This is a genomic window from Paenibacillus sp. J22R98, assembly GCF_059383835.1.
In genome coordinates this window covers 301,054-317,368 of sequence record NZ_JBXENW010000006.1, presented here as the reverse complement: position 1 = coordinate 317,368, position 16,315 = coordinate 301,054, and the positions used below count along the sequence as shown (strand labels likewise).

Below are 16,315 nucleotides of genomic sequence, written 5' to 3'. Positions count from 1 at the left end.
TTTATTATGAACAAACGAACATCTATGAAATCCGCTGCTGCATTAACTGCATTACTCGTGCTGCTCACCGGTTGTGGTGCAAATTCAAATTCTACAAATGAAAGTAAAGAGAATGCTGCAACGAATGAGGGAACTGCCAGTAATACTGCATCTAGTAACGACGCTGCTGCTGCAAACACCGAGGCTGCAAACACTGAGGCACCTACAGAAGATCCATTGAAGGATCATATGGATATTTCGATATCCTGGTGGGGCGTCGGCGCTGCATTCCAACCTCACGATGAAGTTTTGCAATCCATTGAGAAGAAGTTCAATGTAACGTTTAAAGCGATGGATGTAGGCTGGGACAACTACGGACAGAAGTCCCAAGTATGGGCCGCATCCGGACAATTGCCAGATATTATTACCAATGACCTTGCCAGCGGCTACAACGCTGCAGGCTATAACGAATGGATCGATCAGAAGCTTATTCGTGCGCTTCCGGACGATCTGAGTCAATATCCGAATGTAGCGGAAGTAGCTAAGCTGCCGGATGTTGTAGAAGGCATCGCAAAAGAAGGAAAATTGTATGCGTTTCCACGTTTGACTTATCCGAATAACGATATGTGGGCCTTGGATCGCGGTATTTATGTTCGTAAAGATTGGATGGAGAAATTGGGCATCCAAGACCCGAAAAATTTCGACGAATTTGCAGCCATGCTGAAGGCGTTCGAGGAGAAAGATCCAGATGGCAACGGCAAGAAGGACACAACTGGCTTAGTCTTGAACGCTTCTGGCATCATTTCAACGATATTAACTCCAGCATTGCCGCAGCTTGGGAACAACGGATGGTTGAAAGAAGACGGAAAATGGATGCCTTTCTATGCGTCCAAACAGATGGATACTGTAGTAACTCAGGCCCGCAAGCTATATGCTGAAGGCGGATTGGATAAGGACTTTGCGGTTGAAAAAGCAGGTGAAGCCAACCAAAAGTTCTATCAAGGCAAAGCAGGCGCCCTTGCTGCTGGTCTAACAAACCTGTCTTACAGAGGAGAGTGGGAGAAAGCTAACCCGGGCCAAAATTTCTATGACCATGTAAAAGCATTGCATCTCTGGCCTTCGGCTGACGGCAACATCTACCGTTTCACGACACTAACCTGGTGGTCTGAAAGCATGTTTAGTGCGAACGTAGATGATAAGAAGATGGATCGTATCTTAAGAATCTTCGACTACCTAATCTCTCCTGAAAGCAAAGAGCTGTTTAACTATGGTATTGAAGGCAAGGATTACACGAAGTCCGGAGACACGATCACAGTTACTCGTCCAAAAGACGAAGCAACAGGCAAATTCAAAGATATAAAAGCAATGTATCCATCCATTGATGTTGCAAGCCAAATCGCTGTATGGGCTAATGCAGGCATTTACGATGACAGCGAAGCGAACCGTATTAACATGGGGCAACAAACGATGGACTTCCTTAAAGCTGAAATGGATTGGCAGTTGGCAAATGCTATGCAAATTCCAACCGAATTCAAACTCTTGACGCTGTCGACTCCAGCTAAAGATAAGCTAAGCACTATTAATTTTGGTGATGACTTAACAAAAGTTATCCTCAGTAAAGAAGATCCGGTCAAGCTGTGGCACGATATCGTAAAAGGCTATGAAGGCAAAGGGCTTTCAGCAGCAATTACGGAAGTCACTGATGTGATGGCTAAAGACGGTAAATAAATTGAGATTGTTGGGAATACCCTGCTGAAAGGCAGGGTATTCCCGTTTATATATCCTCCGGTAAGGCGGTGCGCAATGAATACATACAAACTACCTTCAGTAAATCATGATCTTCAATTCGATAAGCCTATTGAGCGCTGGGATGAGGCGCTTCCTCTCGGAAACGGCTTAACCGGCTGTTTGGTGTGGGGCAACGGATCGCCTCTTCGCTTAAGCCTGGACAGAGGGGATTTGTGGGATACAAGACCGGTTCCGGAAGTGCTCGACGAGGGCTTTACGTACCGCAACTTGGTTGAGCTTGTGCAAAACGGGGATCAGCAGCAAATCTCCCGCAGGTTCAGCGACTTCTTCACTTCGTATCCGAATCCTACCAAGCTGCCCGCAGGTCGAATTGAATTGCTTGGATCTTCTGCAGAAACGATGACAAGCAGACTTCATCTTCGCGAGGCAAAGGCGGAGGTAAACTGGCTTGCAGATGGAACATCCTATCGGCTTGAAACGTTTCTGCATGCGGAGAATGGCCTCGGTTATATTCGTCTTCAAGGCGTGAAAGAAAACGAGATTCAACTCAAGCTGAGTGCCCCGGCTTATTCAGATCATTCTATCGACTCGCATGATTCTTTGGCTTTACTAGGTTACCCTGGAGCGGAATTCGGCACGGATGGCAATCTGTATTGGTTCTATCAGCAAACGAACCATGAGCTGGAATATGCGATTGTTGTAGCCGAACGCCAAACATCCGACTGTTCGACAGAATGGGTGTATATCGTGGCTGCTAACCACGATGGTGAAGATTGGATTGAAGAAGCGAAATTTAACGTGCAGGCTGCTGTTCGCGAGGGTTTCGATGCAGCTTTTCCAGCCCACTTGGCTTGGTGGGAGCGATATTGGCAGCAAAGTGAGCTGACTTTGCCTGAGCCAGAGATGGAGAAGCAGTGGTATGTCACGAATTACTTGTTCGGCTCCTGTTCACGGAAAGGTGCCCCTCCCATGCCGCTTCAAGGCGTTTGGACGGCCGATGAAGGGAAGCTGCCGCCGTGGAAAGGCGATTATCACCATGACCTGAACACGGAGCTTAGCTACTGGCATTATTTAAAGGCGAATCACCTGGAGGAAGGAGAATGCTTTCTCGACTTTCTGTGGACTCTACGTCCGGCCGCTCGCGAATTTGCGAAATCGTATTATGAATCGGGCGGCATCAATTTACCTTCGGTTATGACCATAGATGGCAAGCCGCTGGGCGGATGGCCGATGTATTCGCTCAGCCCAACGAATCAGATTTGGCTCTGCCAAACGTTCGATCGTTATTGGCTATATACCGGAGACAGGGGGTTTCTGGAAAAAAAGGCTTACATTTATTTCGAAGAAACAGCACTTTGCCTGTTGGACTTACTGGTTAGAGGTGAGGACGGTAAGCTAAGGCTTCCTGTTTCCAGCTCGCCTGAAATCCATGATGACAGCCTGCAATCTTGGCTGACGCCGAACAGTAATTATGATCTGGCGTTACTTCGGTACCTCTTTGAACGGCTGACGTTTATGTCCGAGCTTCTTGGACTGAAGGAGGATCATGAACGATGGTCAGCAATCGGGGAAGCGCTGCCTGAACTTGCCGTCGATGAATCGGGATTCATGCTAAGTCCGGATGAGAGATTGCTAGAGAGTCATCGACACTTCTCGCACGCTATGGCCATTTATCCTTTGCAAACCGTCCAGTATCGAAGTTCCGAGGCGGAGAAGAAGATCATTGATGATACAATTGCCCATCTTGAGGTGCTTGGCAAAGGGATGTGGGTAGGCTACTCGTTCGCCTGGATGGCGGCTCTATATACAAGGCAGGGCAACGGTGAAGCTGCAAGGTATCATTTGCGCCAGTTCTGGGAGCATCTATGCTCGCCTAACGGATTTCATCTCAACGGCGACTATAGGAGAACGGGACTGACCCAGTTTCATTACCGGCCTTTTACATTGGAAGGAAATATGGCTGCCGCTGATGCTTTGCAAGAGATGCTCTTGCAAACAAGTGGCGAAAAGATTGTTCCCTTCGCGGCTGTGCCGAACGATTGGCTTGAGAAAGGCACTGAGTTTAAGCGTTTTCGCGGTGAAATGGGCATCGTAATATCTGCTAAAGCAACCGGAGGGCGAATGGAGTATGTGCAATTGCAGGCGGAGCGCAGCGGTCAATTTTTGCTCGAAAATCGGTTTGATAGCGAAAGGCTTTCATTTGAACGAGATGGAATTATAGCGGTTATCGAATGTCCGATCGGCATTAATATCGCGATTTCTCTTGAGGCCGGGGAGCAGTGCACAGTGAGAGGAGTAGATCGTGAGGTGCGTAGTACATGATTGTCGTTCGTCTAACGGATTATGGAGCCAATCCCAACAGCGGGGAAGATACGGTTGTTCCGATGCAGCGTGCTCTTGAAGCTGTTGCTGCCATAGACGCTCCCGTTGTACTGGAATGTGCTGAAGGCTGCTATGACTTCTATCCGGAACATGCTGCAAAGGTCCCTTTCCATATTTCGAATAGTGCCAGCGAGCAAGAGAATCCGGATGTAACGAAGACGGTCGGAGCGCTGTTTCAAGGGCTGAGCGATGTCACTATTGAGGGAAATGGAGCGTTGTTCAGATTTCACGGCAAGTTTACGATGTTTGTCTTCGAACTATGTGTGAACATCGAAATTCGCAATTTAAAGTCGGACTTCGCAAGACCGACGATGTCTGAAATGACTGTAGAGGCGATAGCTTCAGGATTTATCGAAGTCAGCGTTCATCGCGATTCGTGGTATGAGCTGGTTGATGGTCAGCTGAGCTGGGTAGGAGAAGGGTGGGCCTATCAAGAAGGTCCGACACAACTCTTCGATCCAGCCAACAATACAACCTGGCGCGTACCTAATCCGATATCATCAGCCATTCATATCGAAGAGATCACGTCCGGGCGGCTGAGGCTTCATTATGATCATGGCTTAATACCGGAAACAGCTATAGGCCTAACCTATCAAATGCGTGACGGCATCCGCGATCAAGCCGGTGTATTCATTCATAGGAGTTGCAACATTACTTGGCGAAACGTGAAACTTCACTATACCCACGGACTTGGCGTAGTTGGCCAGTTCAGCGAGAACTTGACGTTTGACGGCTTGACTCTCGCACCTTGTAAGGATTCGGGGCGAACGGCGGCCGCTTTTGCCGATGGTATTCATATTACCGGCTGCCGAGGGCTTATACGAATCGAGAACAGCCATATCGAGGGCACACACGACGACCCGATTAACATTCACGGTACTCATTTGCAGGTGGTCGACAAGCCTGCTTTCAATCAAGTGCTTGTTCGATTCATGCACGGTCAAAGCTATGGCTTTGATGCTTTTTTCCCGGGAGACGACATCGAATTCGTTAACGCCAAATCTCTTGCTGCATACGAAAGCAATACCGTACTTGCGGTCAAAAAGATAAGCCCGCGGGATATCCTATTGACCCTTCTTAAACCAGTCCCCGAGCATCTTGCAACCGAAGATGTTATCGAAAATACGACATGGACACCTCAAGTGGAGATTCGAAACAACCGGTTTGCGCGAATTCCTACGAGAGGGATTCTTGTCACCACTCGCCGTAATGTCGTCATCGAGCAGAATCAATTCGATCGGTTAGCCATGAGCGGAATTCTTATTGCCGACGATGCGGAGAGCTGGTTCGAATCCGGTAGAGTAGAAGACGTCACGATACGCCACAACACGTTCAACCATTGTGGGGGGAGAGAGCATCCCGTTATTTATATTGCTCCGGAGAATAGACACGTCGATCTCGATACCCCTGTTCACCGGAACATTCGGATTGAAGGAAATACAATTCTAACCTCTGATGCGCTTCTGCTCGATGCGAAGAGTACACGTGGACTGACATTTCGGAAAAATAAAATCTCATTCACGGATGTTGCTCGTAAACCGGTCAATTTGACTGGGGCGGTTCGTTTAACGGCTTGCAGCGGCGTTCAGATTCAGGATAACAAGGTCATACAGAATAACGAGGTGCGTAAATGAGCGATTTCACAACAGAAGGCAGTCAGTTTTATTTTAACGGGGAGTCGGTTCGCATCCTAAGCGGAGCTATGCATTATTTTCGAATCGTTCCCGATTACTGGGAAGATCGGCTGCTAAAGCTCAAGGCATGCGGCTTCAATACGGTGGAGACGTATATTGCTTGGAACTTGCACGAGCCTAGGGAAGGTCAATTTTGTTTCGAGGGCATTGCGGATATCGTGCGCTTTATAGGTATTGCGGCAAAACTGGATTTGTTCGTCATCGTTCGTCCGAGCCCGTACATATGTGCGGAGTGGGAATTCGGAGGGTTTCCGGCTTGGTTGCTTGCCTCTCCGGAGATGAGATTGCGCTGCATGGACGAGAAGTACCTGGAGAAGGTGGACAACTACTACGACAAACTGATCCCGTTGTTAAAGCCTCTACTGTGCACCAACGGCGGACCGATAATTGCAATGCAAATCGAAAACGAGTACGGAAGCTACGGCAATGACCATATCTATTTGGAATACTTGCGTCAAGGAATGAGGAATAGAGGGATTGATGTCCTCTTATTTACGTCCGATGGTCCGGAGGACCATATGCTTCAAGGCGGTTCTCTTCCCGGTGTATTGGCGACCGTTAATTTCGGCTCGCGGCCGGAAGAGGCATTCGATAAGCTGCATCAGTATCAACCCGAAGGGCCGCTCGTCTGCATGGAATACTGGAACGGTTGGTTCGACCATTGGGGTGAAGAGCATCATGTCCGTGGCTTCGACGACGTAGCGGACGTGCTTGACCGGATTTTGAGATCGGGGGCTTCCGTAAACTTCTACATGTTTCATGGCGGAACGAACTTCGGATTCTATAATGGCGCCAACGACTTTGGCAGCTATGAACCGACAGTTACCAGCTACGATTATAATGCGTTGCTGAACGAGTCAGGTGACATCACGGACAAGTACCGGGCGATTCGAAATGTTATCGCCAAGTATGTGGATATCCCGGAGATTGAAGTCTCCGATTCGCAGCCAAAACAATACTATGGAAGCGTCCGGCTCACGGAGCAGGTATCGTTATTCGAATCGCTTCCGCGGCTTTCGTCACCAGTTCAACGGACTTGCCCGGAAACGATGGAGAGGCTCGGTCAAAATTACGGTTTCATCCTATACACGACTCGAATAACGGGGCCGCGGGAGAAGAGCAAGTTAGCGCTTCAGAACGTTCGCGATCGCGCGCTTGTTTTCTTGGATGGCCGCTATCAAGGCGTCATCGATCGAAACACCCATGACATTACGTTAGCTATCAAGGAAAACGACATTCTGCTTGAAATCCCTCCGGAAGGAGCGACGCTAAGCATTCTCGTTGAAAACATGGGACGTACCAATTACGGCTGGATGCTCAAGGATGCGAAGGGAATTACGGAAGGTGTTAGGCTGGAACGGCAATTCCTATTTGATTGGACCATACATACGCTTCCGCTGGATCAGTTGACTGGACTTGAATTCGGGCCGGTGACAAAGACTTCCGCTCAGTCAACGATACCTACATTCTATAGAGGGAAGTTTCAAGTGGAAGAATTGGGGGATACATTCCTCAAATTAGAAGGTTGGACGAAAGGTGTCGCCTATGTAAATGGCTTTAATTTGGGACGTTACTGGGATAGAGGTCCGCAACAAACCTTGTATGTACCTGCTCCTCTCCTGCATAAAGGCGAAAATGAATTGATCCTCTTCGAATTGCACGGAACACAAGAGGTTGCCGTTACGCTGCAGGATTTCGCAGAACTGGGATAGCGAATGGTTTAGGGGGAAAACAATGATTCGGTTTGACGATAAGAGAACGATATGGGTCATGGAAACCAAAACGGCGGCATACGCGATAGGGCTATGCGATACGGGGACAATCAATTACATTTATTTCGGCGAGAAGCTTCCCTACCTCTCCGATTACCCAAGCGCTGAGATTGAGGCGAAATATCCCTATACGTTAGGGAGTGAATTGGGCGCCGAGGAATTCATGGGGTGGTCCAAGGCTAAATTTACGGAACCGTGCTTGAAAGCAACCTTTGCCGATCAGGTAAGGGATGCCGTGCTCGACTATACATCATGGAGTATGACGGAAGATTCGTTGACGATTGTGCTCAAGGATCGGCACTATCCATTATCGGTCCTATTAACTTATAAACTCTACGAAGATCTCGATATTATCGAGCGGGCTGCGGTGATCGTGAATGAAGCCGAAACCAGCATAACGTTGGAAGCGGCTCTCTCCGGCTCGACGTTCGTACCCAAACACAGGAATTACCGGCTCGGTTACTTAACCGGGAAATGGGTCGGCGAGACGCAATTCGATCAGATGATGCTGCCAACGACGAAAGTCGTGTTAGAAAGCAGAAGGGGAACGACGAGTCATTTTGCCAATCCCTTCTATACATTGGACCCGGACGGACAAGCGACGGAAAGGTTGGGTGAAGTGTATTTCGGCGCGCTTGCGTTTAGCGGGAATTGGAAAATTACGCTGGAGAAGGATCACTTCGGACTCGTTAAAATAAGCGCAGGCGTGAACGATTTCGATTTCAGCTGGAATTTGAAACCGCAAAGCAGCTTCAAAACCCCTAGCTATTTTATTGGCTATTCGAATTCCGGATTCGGGGAAGCGAGCCGAAATATGCACCGTCTGCAGCTTCAACATTTACTGCCAGCCCCAGCAAGAAGCGAGCTTAGAAAGGTTCTTTATAACTCGTGGGATGCGACTTATTTTGATTTTGACGAGGAGCTGCAAGCGAGGCTTGCGGAAGAGGCTGCTTCCATCGGCGTGGAGCTATTCGTCATCGATGATGGATGGTTTGGGAAACGCATGAATGACAAAGCCGGATTAGGCGATTGGCATGTGAACCCGGAGAAATTTCCCCGAGGACTTAACGGTTTGATCGACAAGGTAAATGCGCTCGGAATGGATTTCGGCTTGTGGGTAGAACCCGAGATGGTGAACCCGGACAGCGATCTATATCGCGCGCATCCCGATTGGGTGTACCATTTCCCAACCCGGAAGCGAACGGAAATCAGCAATCAACTCGTCTTGAATTTGGCGAGGGAAGATGTCCGCGACTATATTTATAGTTTTATGGATGATCTATTAAGCAAACATCCGATCACATTCATCAAGTGGGACATGAATCGGAATTTCAGCGAACCGGGATATCCCGAGGCGCCTGTCTCCGAACAGCGCGAAATCTGGGTGAGGCATGCCCAAGGCGTATATGAGATCGTGAGAAGATTAAAGGAGCGTCATTCTAATGTGATCTTCCAATCTTGTTCCGGCGGCGGAGGAAGAGTCGACCTTGGTATTATTCAGTACTTTGATCAAGTGTGGACCAGTGATAATACGGATGCCTATGACAGACTTCGCATTCAGGAAGGCTTCTCATTCGCTTATTGCGCGAAAATTATGGAGGCTTGGGTGTCGGATGAAGTCCATCCATTGAATCAAAGAAAACTTTCACTGAAATACAGGTTCCATAGCGCCATGATGGGGAACTTGGGGATTGGAGACAATCTGCTGAAATGGTCTGATTCAGAACGTGCCGAAGCGCGCGACCTGATCGAATTGTATAAGGGCATCCGCCCAACGGTTCAACACGGCGATCAGTACAGGCTGCTATCACCGAGAGACAATGAACTATCCGCGACGATGTATGTGAACAAGTCGAAGGACGAAGCGGTCGTATTCGCATTCCTGCGCTCGAACTCTTTCGCGAATACGCTGCCTAAGCTTCGTCTGGCTGGGTTGGAAGATCATGCTCTTTATTCAGTTGAAGGCGAGGCGGAACCCGTAAGCGGCAAGGCCTTAAAGGAAATCGGGATTAAGCTGCACCTGGTTGGGGATTATGACAGCGCACTTATTCGTATCTATAAGCAAGCAATAGGGGAGGCGGAAAAATGAGCTTAGCAGGGAAATCGGTTATAGTCACCGGTGGCGGCTCGGGAATCGGCGAAGCCATTGCACGATTGTTTGCGGCAGATTTTGCGAAAGTAGTCATCGCGGACTGGAACGATAACGATGGGACAAGGCTCGCTGACGAACTACGCTCATTCGGAATGGACGTGATTGCAGTAAAGGCGGACGTTTCGAAAGAAGCGGATGTTCGAGCGCTCATCCAGGAGACCATACTGCAATTTGGTCGATTGGATGTGCTAGTCAATAACGCCGCTGTTATTATGCCGAAGTACTTAGAGGACTTTCAAGAGGATGAATTCGATCGCCTCATAAATATTAATTTGAAAAGCGTGTTTCTCATGATTAAGCATGCGATCCCGGAATTGCGAAAGACGCGAGGAACGATCGTCAACATGGCTTCCCTAAACGGATTGATCGGGCAAAAGATGAATCCGGTCTATGCCGCAACGAAAGGCGGCGTAATCGCGCTAACAAAATCTCTGGCCCTGGATTATGCGCATGATGGCGTTCGCGTCAATTGCATTTGCCCGGCTGGCGTGTCTACTCCTTTATTGCAGCAATGGATACGGCAGCAGGATGATCCGGAAGCCACCGTGCAAGCCCTTAACGACATGCACGCGTTTGGCCGTCCAGCTAACGCAGATGAGATCGCACAAGCGGCGCTCTTCTTGGCTAGCCACCAATCAGGTTTTGTTACCGGCGTTGCGTTACCTGTGGATGGAGGAGCATCGCTAGGCTACTAATCGCATTCATATCACACGACTGGGAGATGGAACACATGAAAATTACCAAAGTTGAAAGCTTTGTTCTGCACGTGCCGATCACGCCACCGATTACAGATGCTATTAATGTTGCAACGCATTGGGGCTTAGCAGGCGTGCGTATCTATACCGACGAGGGTTATGTAGGCTTTGGCTACACAGGAACATGCGCTCACGGCGACGATATGATCGTCGATACGATTGAGAAGTACTATGCGCCGCTGCTCATCGGTAAAGATCCTTTCATGGTGAAGGAAATGTGGGATGACATGCGTTTTGGCAACATGCATTGGATCGGCAGAGCCGGCGTTACGCATATGGCGCTTGCAGCTGTAGATATTGCGCTTTGGGACATCATGGCGAAGGCGTCGAATAAGCCGTTATGGCAGCTGCTTGGCGGGGCGAAGTCGAAGCCGATTAAAGCGTATAACACGAACGGCGGCTGGTTGAACTGGTCGAAGGAGCGCCTGCTGAAGGATGTAACGGAGATCGTGGAAGCAGGATTTACGGGTGTGAAGATCAAAGTGGGCAAGCCGGATCCGCGAGAAGACTACGACCGCTGCAAAGCAGTACGCAAGGCGATCGGAGACGATGTGATTTTCATGATTGACGTGAATCAACAGTGGAATATCAATACTGCAATGACTTGGGGCAAGAAGCTGGAGGAATTCGATCTGTTCTGGCTGGAAGAGCCGCTTAATCCGGATGATATCATGGGTCATAAGAAGCTCGCAGATGCACTAAACGTGCCGATTGCGCTAGGCGAACATGTCTACAATAAATATGCTTTCCGTGATTATATTCACCAAGGTGCCATCGAGTATTGCCAAGTGGACGTTACACGCGTTGGCGGTATTACAGAGTGGCTACAGGTAGCAGGCTTAGCAGCTTCTTATGATATTCCAATCTGCCCTCACGTAGGCGATATGGGACAAATACACCAGCATCTCGTTGCATCAACTCAAAATGCAATCATGCTAGAGTATATCCCATGGATACGACATATCTTTGAAGAGCCGGCGACTGTAAAAGAAGGGCATTATGTTCTTCCCGAACTGCCGGGTGCCTCTACGACGATTCTTCCGCAATTTTTTAAAGAGTATCGCGTGAGATAATGAACACTAAAGTCCTGATAGTCAAGGAACCCTTGATTATATCAGGACTTTTGTTTGGTCACCATTCAAGACTCTTGAAGTAATCGATAACAAACTCTCGAAACTTCTGAGCTGCAGCGGACAAATAATGTTTTCTAGACCAGGCAAGACCTAGCGACATGCTGCCGCCGAGATCTGAGATTTTTACTTTGTTCGGCGTCAGATCCATTCTTGTTCGCCAAGCCAGATCAGGGGCGAAAGCAATGCCATGTCCTTTTTTCAACAGCAGCAGCACCGCATCTACATCGTCTACTTCAATCGTCGTCCTGGGAGTAAAGCCGGCAGCAGTCATACACAAGCGATCTGTCATATTCCTGAACCAATACCCGGTATGTAATCCAATGAACGATTCCTGCTTCAGTTCATGTAACGAGACACTTTCACGTCCAAGTAAAGGATGATGATCCGGTACGAACAGATGGATTTCTTCCGTTCGCAGCAGCTCCCACTCGATATCGGGGCCTTCAATCTGGGCAAACGTGAGACACATATCGATTTCGCCGTTTTCGAGCATTTGGTTCATGACGTCGGTTGGTTCTACGATTTGACGAAAATTCACGTTCGGATGCAGCTGCAAGAATGCGCCGAGCATTTCCGGCAAGAGGTTCGTAAGGGAGACTGCAAGCGTTATTACTCCCCGATCCAATCCGGACATGTCCCTGATTTCCCGCTCAGCTTCCTCTAACTCCTGAAAGACATGTTCTACCCGCTTAAGAAGCACCTTTCCATACGCGTTTAATCGGATCGTGCGGCCCTGTCTGTCAAATAAGGGAACACCGAAATGCTCCTCGAGTCTTGATATTGTTCTGCTTAGCGAAGGCTGAGCGATTTGTAAAATTTCCGCCGCTTTCGTCATTTGCTCTAGTTTGGCCGTTGTTACAAAGTATTGCAATTGAAGCAGCTCCAACTGTGATATCCCCCTACGATCGAGTATTATACATTATTTCTCATTATCCCTATACTTAGATCAATTTGAGGGCAGATAAGAAGAAAAATAATTAACGATTTGGCTGATACAGTAAAATCATTCATTTAGAAGGCACTGACCCCGCTGTGGAAGTGCTTTTTTTGCTATTTACGCGTGATTCGACAGGTTCTTTATACCAATTCCTATCGATTAGGGAGGGAATTTCCATGAGATATAGAATGTTATTACCTTTGTCTAACTCCAATACGTCCAACAATCCAACTTCAATGAATTCGGGGGATCAGCATGCGGATATTTAAGGCACCATTTAAAGCAGGTATTTTTACAAAGCTGCTGCTATCATTTTTAGTCGTAATCATTCCGATCTTTAGCATCAGCATCTTTATCATCCAATCCGCCGAGAAGAACATGCGAGAGGAATTGTCGCAATCCGTCCTAACGAATGTCCATTTCTATATGAGTTCGTTTGAAAGCGAAATGGATCGTATTATCCAGATCAACAAAGAGCTTATTTTCAACGAGGATTTTCTCAAAATTCGAACGATCGCCGCGGATATGGACGATTACACAAGAGTTCAGACGATTCTTAAAGTGAAAGACAGGCTAAATTTACTGAAAACATCCAGTTTATATGTGGACAATGTCAAGGTGTACATCCCTTCCATGGAGAGAGGGATATTCTCCAACAGCTACGACAATCACATTCCGTCAGACGAGCTAAACGCTCTAAAGATGTCAGGCCGCTCTGGATCGAAGATCACTTACTGGAAGAAGGGTCTCTTTCTGAGTGAAGTATATCCCGATCCGTTTCAGAAGCTGCCTTTGACGATTGCGCTTGGAGTTGATCTATCCACGAAGAAGATTCAGGAAACGCTTCGTCAAATCGTCGACATGAATGGGGCGGGCGCCTCCTTTATCAATGTTAAACAGAATTGGGCATTTTCGGATGGGAAAAACGATCAAATATCTCCTGAGCTAAGGAAGTTCCTAAACAACCCGGATATTAGCGGAAGACCGAGTGATCAAGGCAACATCAACATGAACGGCATGAATTACTTGATTACGTATGAGTACTCGAAGCTGCTAGACACCTATTTAGTTGTGTATATTCCTGCTGATGAAGTGTTGGGTCCCTTGGATACCTATCGTAAATTTTTATGGCTGTTGTCTATTTTATCCACCATTATTATCGTTGCCTTTTCTTACTGGATCTTCCGCTTAATTCATCGGCCGCTCAAACGGCTTGTCACTTCCTTTCGCAGGGTGGAAAAGGGGGATTTGCAGGTCGAGATTGACCATAACTACACCGACGAATTTAAATACTTATATGGACAATTCAATGCAATGGTCAGCCAGTTACATAAGCTGATCGGAGAGGTTTATGAGGAGCGCATTCGTTCCCAGCAAGCGGAGCTTAAACAGCTGCAATCTCAGATTAATCCGCACTTTCTATATAACAGCTTCTTTATGCTGCAGGGACTTGTTCGGATGCGTAATATTGAAACGGCGGAACCGCTCATTCAACACCTTGGAGACTATTTCAAATTTATTACTCGTACGGGAAATGAAACCGTCACGCTCGACCAAGAGGTTCAACATTCAAAGGCCTATACCGAGATACAGACACTGCGTTTCTCCAGACAAATCAGAGTGGAATGGGAGGAGCTGCCGGAGATGTTCCGCAGGCTGTCCGTTCCTAGGCTTATCTTGCAGCCCGTCATTGAGAACGCTTACGTGCATGGTCTGGAAGACAAGGTTTCGGATGGCATCCTTTCCATTAGATTTGAAACAGACGATGAGGACTTAGTGATTAAAGTGGAGGACAATGGGGAGAACATTTCGGAAGCGGGTCTTAATGACTTGCGAAATCGGATACAATCACATGTTCTGGAGAAAGAATCCACCGGTATTCTGAATGTGCATCGACGCCTCAAATTACGATATGGCGAGCAGTATGGACTTTCTGTGTCTCGAGGAGTAGAGGGCGGCGTTCGGGTGGAGATGAGATTATCTGCTAAGGGAGTGGAGAAGGTTGTATAGATTACTCATTGTCGATAATGAACCATTTATCGTAGAAAGTATTCTGGATTTGTTTGAAAGAAAGGCTATTCCCGAATTGGAGCTGCTTTGCGCCTACTCTTCGGCAGAAGCGCTTCGCTGCATGCGAACGGTGAAGATCGATATCGTCTTGACGGATATTCGAATGCCTGGCATGAGCGGCTTAGAGCTCCATCGCGAGATCATCAACTACTGGCCGCGATGTAAAGTGATTTTTCTAACGGGCTACAATGATTTTGATTATATCCATGAAGCGATGCGAAACGGAGGCGTCGATTACTTATTAAAGACTGAAGGAGAAGAAGTGATCGTCGCTTCCGTTCAGAAAGCACTGACGGCTCTATCGGAAGCGGTCGAGGCTGAAGCGTATATTGCTAAATCGAAGCAGCAGATGCAAGCGATGACACCATTACTGCAGAAAGAGCTGCTTATGGAGCTTGTACAAGGGGGGGCGCTTGCAAATGGCGTGCTCAGCCGAAGCTTTGAGGAAGCTGACATTGAACTTGATCCTACTAAACCTGTCGTTGCTATGATCGGCAGGATAGACAATTGGAAGGAGGACACGCGTCCTTTTGACAAATCGTTATATCTATTTGCCATTCAGAACATTGCGAAGGAATATCTAGCGGCGAAGGTGCAATTCATTTCGTTTGATTTTGAGAGAAAAACAAAACTGCTGTGGCTGATTCAGCCCAATGAGCAGATGGGAGATTTGTCCACCGCCGAGCTTGCCGAGCTAGAGCAGCGTTGTCTTGTTTTTCTAAAGGGAACGGCGGAGATGATGCAGGACTCTTGCAGTGTCTTACTCAAGCTGAATCTTTCCATTGCCATAGGCGCTTCGTTCAAGGAATGGGATCGCATATCGGAGCAATTCGAACATTTGCAGCAGCTCCTAAACCGGGGGCTTGGGCTGAGTCAACAGCTGCTGCTTATAGAGCCAACGATCACGATTACCTCAGCCGATCAAGTAGAGCATGATCAACGAAAGCAGCTCAAGAGGCTGAATTTGCTGCATACCTTGCTGGAGAACGGGCAGAAGGAGCAATTTATGGCTGAATATATAGGCATTATGACAGCGCTGACAGACTGCGCGGCTGCTAAGAATGCAATAAAGACGGAAGTTTATTTCACACTCGTCTCTATCTTCTTATCTTATATCAACCGCTGGGAAGTTCAGAGTGAGGTTGGAGGCCGAGTCCATTTGGGTAAAATGACGGCTCTTGATTGTCATGACAACTGGAAGGAAGTAGTGGATTATTTCTATAAGCTGGCGGAGGCGCTGTTTGAGCATAAACAGGCAGGCAAAGGAAATCAGGAGCACGATGTGATTCGGATGGTGCAGCGTTATGTTCAGCAGAACATAGCAGGGGATTTGACGCTTAATCGTATTGGTGATGTGGTTGGACACAATCCTTCGTATCTATCTCGGTTGTACAAGCAGGTCACGAATGAAGGCTTATCCGACTATATTATGACGGCGAGGCTTGCGAAAACCAAAGAACTGCTGGAAGAAAATCGCTTGAAAATCCATGAAATTTCTACTTCTGTCGGTTTTTTATCGGAGCAGTCGTTCTTTCGCTTCTTTCGGAAGGCTCTGCAGATGACGCCTCAGGAATATCGGGATAGTGTCGTGATGTCTAGAAATGCGAGTGTAAAGTAAAGAAAGGCGAATAGATGGCTGCCCCTTCGTCTACTTATAATCAACTTGTAAGCAATACATCCAAACCAGGGGGT

The 16,315-nt window shown here is 47.8% G+C and carries 10 protein-coding genes; 9 read left to right on the top strand and 1 reads right to left on the bottom strand.

Translation table 11 applies throughout. From position 1 onward, the window contains the following. Positions 1 to 6: 6 nt before the first annotated feature. The 7 genes from AC50Y3_RS18985 (at position 7) to AC50Y3_RS18955 (ending at position 11,556) form a co-directional block, all read left to right on the top strand. On the top strand, positions 7 to 1,707 hold the full coding sequence (locus tag AC50Y3_RS18985; RefSeq protein WP_494820291.1) for a type 2 periplasmic-binding domain-containing protein: 1,701 nt from the start codon (positions 7 to 9) through the stop codon (positions 1,705 to 1,707). Positions 1,708 to 1,782: 75 nt separating this feature from the next. Next, complete coding sequence (locus AC50Y3_RS18980) at positions 1,783 to 4,050, top strand: glycosyl hydrolase family 95 catalytic domain-containing protein (RefSeq protein WP_494820290.1); 2,268 nt, start codon at positions 1,783 to 1,785, stop codon at positions 4,048 to 4,050. Then, positions 4,047 to 5,744, top strand: coding sequence for an alpha-1,3-galactosidase-related protein (locus AC50Y3_RS18975; RefSeq protein ID WP_494820289.1), 1,698 nt, complete (start codon positions 4,047 to 4,049; stop codon positions 5,742 to 5,744). Before AC50Y3_RS18980 ends, AC50Y3_RS18975 begins: the two co-directional genes overlap by 4 nt. Further along, the gene (locus tag AC50Y3_RS18970) at positions 5,741 to 7,516 is read left to right on the top strand and encodes a glycoside hydrolase family 35 protein (RefSeq protein WP_494820288.1); all 1,776 of its coding nucleotides are present in this window, start codon (positions 5,741 to 5,743) and stop codon (positions 7,514 to 7,516) included. Before AC50Y3_RS18975 ends, AC50Y3_RS18970 begins: the two co-directional genes overlap by 4 nt. A 22-nt stretch (positions 7,517 to 7,538) precedes the next feature. After that, entirely contained in the window at positions 7,539 to 9,665 is a 2,127-nt protein-coding gene (locus AC50Y3_RS18965; protein ID WP_494820287.1) for an alpha-galactosidase, read from the top strand. Further along, complete coding sequence (locus AC50Y3_RS18960; RefSeq protein WP_494820286.1) at positions 9,662 to 10,423, top strand: SDR family NAD(P)-dependent oxidoreductase; 762 nt, start codon at positions 9,662 to 9,664, stop codon at positions 10,421 to 10,423. The genes AC50Y3_RS18965 and AC50Y3_RS18960 overlap by 4 nt, the downstream gene beginning before the upstream one ends. 35 nt (positions 10,424 to 10,458) lie before the next feature. Continuing rightward, a complete protein-coding gene (locus AC50Y3_RS18955) occupies positions 10,459 to 11,556 on the top strand; it encodes a mandelate racemase/muconate lactonizing enzyme family protein (RefSeq protein WP_494820285.1) in 1,098 nt (365 codons plus the stop codon). A 58-nt stretch (positions 11,557 to 11,614) separates the two neighbouring features. Here AC50Y3_RS18955 and AC50Y3_RS18950 read toward each other — a convergent pair whose 3' ends face one another. Next, positions 11,615 to 12,502 carry a LysR family transcriptional regulator gene (locus tag AC50Y3_RS18950; protein ID WP_494820284.1) on the bottom strand — a complete coding sequence of 296 codons (888 nt, stop codon included), beginning with the start codon at positions 12,500 to 12,502 and terminating at the stop codon, positions 11,615 to 11,617. 306 nt (positions 12,503 to 12,808) lie between these two features. Here AC50Y3_RS18950 and AC50Y3_RS18945 point away from each other — a divergent pair, with 306 nt between their 5' ends. Together AC50Y3_RS18945 and AC50Y3_RS18940 are read left to right on the top strand one after the other, a co-directional pair. Continuing rightward, entirely contained in the window at positions 12,809 to 14,563 is a 1,755-nt protein-coding gene (locus AC50Y3_RS18945) for a sensor histidine kinase (RefSeq protein WP_494820283.1), read from the top strand. Beyond that, complete coding sequence (locus AC50Y3_RS18940; protein WP_494820282.1) at positions 14,556 to 16,241, top strand: response regulator transcription factor; 1,686 nt, start codon at positions 14,556 to 14,558, stop codon at positions 16,239 to 16,241. Before AC50Y3_RS18945 ends, AC50Y3_RS18940 begins: the two co-directional genes overlap by 8 nt. Positions 16,242 to 16,315: the final 74 nt, after the last annotated feature.

What these genes read in the sequence shown, in the direction of transcription:
- AC50Y3_RS18960 (WP_494820286.1), top strand. Translation starts at nt 9,662, where the DNA reads ATGAGCTTAGCAGGGAAATCGGTTATAGTCACCGGTGGCGGCTCGGGA.
- AC50Y3_RS18945 (WP_494820283.1), top strand. Translation starts at nt 12,809, where the DNA reads ATGCGGATATTTAAGGCACCATTTAAAGCAGGTATTTTTACAAAGCTG.
- AC50Y3_RS18955 (WP_494820285.1), top strand. Translation starts at nt 10,459, where the DNA reads ATGAAAATTACCAAAGTTGAAAGCTTTGTTCTGCACGTGCCGATCACG.
- AC50Y3_RS18975 (WP_494820289.1), top strand. Translation starts at nt 4,047, where the DNA reads ATGATTGTCGTTCGTCTAACGGATTATGGAGCCAATCCCAACAGCGGG.
- AC50Y3_RS18985 (WP_494820291.1), top strand. Translation starts at nt 7, where the DNA reads ATGAACAAACGAACATCTATGAAATCCGCTGCTGCATTAACTGCATTA.
- AC50Y3_RS18965 (WP_494820287.1), top strand. Translation starts at nt 7,539, where the DNA reads ATGATTCGGTTTGACGATAAGAGAACGATATGGGTCATGGAAACCAAA.
- AC50Y3_RS18970 (WP_494820288.1), top strand. Translation starts at nt 5,741, where the DNA reads ATGAGCGATTTCACAACAGAAGGCAGTCAGTTTTATTTTAACGGGGAG.
- AC50Y3_RS18980 (WP_494820290.1), top strand. Translation starts at nt 1,783, where the DNA reads ATGAATACATACAAACTACCTTCAGTAAATCATGATCTTCAATTCGAT.